Source organism: Mogibacterium kristiansenii (assembly GCF_029224645.1).
GTDB classification, from domain to species: Bacteria; Bacillota; Clostridia; order Peptostreptococcales; family Anaerovoracaceae; genus Mogibacterium_A; species Mogibacterium_A kristiansenii.
This window is the reverse complement of record NZ_JAQXUZ010000008.1, coordinates 1-2,602: the sequence shown is the minus strand read 5'-3', so window position 1 is coordinate 2,602 and position 2,602 is coordinate 1. Positions and strand designations below refer to the sequence as shown.

Annotated in this window: 3 protein-coding genes; all 3 read left to right on the top strand. The window is 47.6% G+C overall.

What is annotated here, in order from left to right:
- Positions 1-1,094: DNA polymerase Y family protein (locus PUE40_RS02800; RefSeq protein WP_277671841.1), on the top strand; the 1,094-nt coding region annotated here is incomplete at its 5' end.
- Positions 1,095-1,175: 81 nt separating this feature from the next.
- On the top strand, positions 1,176-1,436 hold the full coding sequence (locus tag PUE40_RS02795; protein WP_277671840.1) for a hypothetical protein: 261 nt from the start codon (positions 1,176-1,178) through the stop codon (positions 1,434-1,436).
- On the top strand, positions 1,433-2,164 hold the full coding sequence (locus PUE40_RS02790) for an ImmA/IrrE family metallo-endopeptidase (RefSeq protein WP_270339002.1): 732 nt from the start codon (positions 1,433-1,435) through the stop codon (positions 2,162-2,164). Before PUE40_RS02795 ends, PUE40_RS02790 begins: the two co-directional genes overlap by 4 nt.
- Positions 2,165-2,602: the final 438 nt, after the last annotated feature.

Genomic DNA, 2,602 nt, shown 5'->3' with positions numbered 1-2,602 from the left:
ATGCAGCAAAGGCGTTTGGCGTTTCTACGGGAGAGGCAATCTGGCAAGCAAAGCAGAAGTGCCAGGATCTTGTGATCGTGGAGCCGCACTATGAGCAATATATGAAGTTTTCAAAGCTGGCTCGTGAAATATACGGTCGCTATACCGATCAGATCGAGCCGTATGGGATGGACGAATGCTGGCTGGATGTGACCGGAAGCGGCTGCATGGGAACCGGATTTGAAATTGCAGATGAGATTCGCAGAACGGTTAAGTTTGAATTGGGACTTACGATTTCCGCAGGAGTGAGTTTCAACAAGATTTTTGCCAAGCTTGGGTCGGATATGAAAAAGCCGGATGCGATTACCTGCATCGAAGCAGATTCGTTCCGGGAGAAGATTTGGTGTCTTCCCGCCTCTGACTTGCTTGGAGTCGGCAGAGCGACCGAGAAGGTTCTGTCCGGTTATGGGATTCATACCATTGGAGAGCTTGCTGCAACATCGGATGATTTCTTGAAGTGCCGCCTTGGAAAGAATGGACTGGCGATTAAGAAATATGCCAATGGACTGGATGATTCGCCGGTTATGCGTTCCGATTATGTCTCCCCAGTAAAGAGCATTGGGCACGGGATAACGACCATGCAGGATTTGGAGAATAACGCCGAAGTCTGGTGTGTCATGCTGGAACTGGTGCAGGAGATCGGAACCAAGCTGCGAACACATAAAAAGAAAGCTGGCGGAATAGCGATTTCCATCCGCAACAACGAGCTTTACACGAAAGAGTGGCAGTGCCGGATTGGTATTCCGACACAAAGCCCCACCTATCTGGCGAAAACCGCATTTGCTCTGTTTGCAAAGAATTATCAGTGGGAGCATCCGATTCGTTCAGTGACAGTTCGGGCAATCAACCTGTTTGAAGAGGATTGTCCGATACAATACGACCTATTCACCGACGTGAAATCACTGGATCGCCAGGAACGGCTGGACGCAGCGATTGAGCAGATTCGATTCCGATTCGGGAAAGATGCGATTAAAAATGGGGTACTTTTTCAGAAAAGCAAGATGCCGACAGAGCGAAAAGTTGATTTGGTTATGCCGACAGGAATGATTGGTTAATACAGCACCGGTAGAATCTGGTGAGTTCTTTGCTAAAAGAAGTCAACACATTCGCCGGTTTACAGAGGAGGAGCGTAGAATATGTCGGAACAGAAATGCAGAAAAGTATATGTACCTGTGAATTTAGATGTGGATGCAGAGGGAAATATTCGTCCGCGCCTGATTCGCTGGATTGACGGACGGGTGTATGAGATCGACCGATTGAAGCATAAGTGCCGGGCGGCTTCCACGAAGGTGGGTGGCTGCGGAATCCGTTATCCGGTCATGATCGGCGGACATGAGAGTTTCCTGTACAACGAAGATGAAAAATGGTTCGTTGAAGCAAAGGAGCAGTGCCTATGATTCTTTCGCAGAAAAACATAGAAGAAATCGCCGTTGCAGTGATAAAAGATTTTCAAAAGTCCTTTTTCGGCAGCGAAGCAGATGATCCGGCAAGATTTGCGCTTCCGACACCCATTGACCAGTTTGCATCCGATTATCTGAACTTGAAGGTGTCATTTCAAAAACTATCCTCGGACGGTAGCATCTATGGTCTGACCGCGTATGTGGATACAGAATATCAGATAGAAGTTGACGGAAGTCAGAGGAGCATCTTCCTGAAAACCAATGATGTGGTTCTGGATAAGAGCTTCATTGAACCGGCGAATATCCGGAAACTCTGCGGAAAACGCAGGTTTACGCTGGCACATGAGTGCGCTCACCAGATATTGTTTCAGCTGGATGCTGATGACCGAAAGATAGCCTGCCATAAGAGACCGGAAGTGAGGGGAAAAGGTTCCCGCGTTCTGAGAACGCAGGAGGACTGGAACGAGTGGCAGGCCAATACGCTGGGAGCTGCCATTTTGATGCCCCAGTCAGAAGTAGATCGGGCGATGTGGTTCATCAACAGCAGAAAGCCTCTGACATGTTATGGATGGCGTTTTTATGACAAAGACCAGGTGAAGATAGATACTTTTTGTGGCGTCTTTGGCGTTTCGAGATCGGCAGCTGCTATCCGCTTGGAACAACTGGGCTATCTGAACCGGAAAAAGGATTATGAATATCGCGATCCATTGGAGGTGTGGCCATGAGCAGGAATATCAGAGTATCGGAACCATCTGCGGAAATGCAGATTAAAATCATCCGGGCAAAGGATGCAATCGCTTCGCAAAAGCCCAGGACTGTCAGGTGCCCTTATTGCCGACACAATTCAATCATCGTCTTTGAGGATACCAGAGGACATGTGCAGACCAAATGCAAGGCCTGCGGACGAGAGACCGTCTTCAATGTTTTGGAGATGAGAAGATTACGGAGATTGCAGCTCTACTATTCGTCTTTGAATGGTTGAGATGACAATAAATAACCCTATTAACACAATTTTATAAGTCATAGCTTTTCGATTTCCCTGATGATTTTGCATAGGCCACTTCCACGGCGCTCCATGTATTTCATATGGTGGAACAGGTCAGCAATCACAAGGCTTTCGCCGCATTGAACGGATACTTTGTAGCGTCAAAAACAATTAGAAA

Coding starts and splice junctions, on each gene's coding strand:
- PUE40_RS02795 (WP_277671840.1), top strand. CDS start 1,176: ATGTCGGAACAGAAATGCAGAAAAGTATATGTACCTGTGAATTTAGAT.
- PUE40_RS02790 (WP_270339002.1), top strand. CDS start 1,433: ATGATTCTTTCGCAGAAAAACATAGAAGAAATCGCCGTTGCAGTGATA.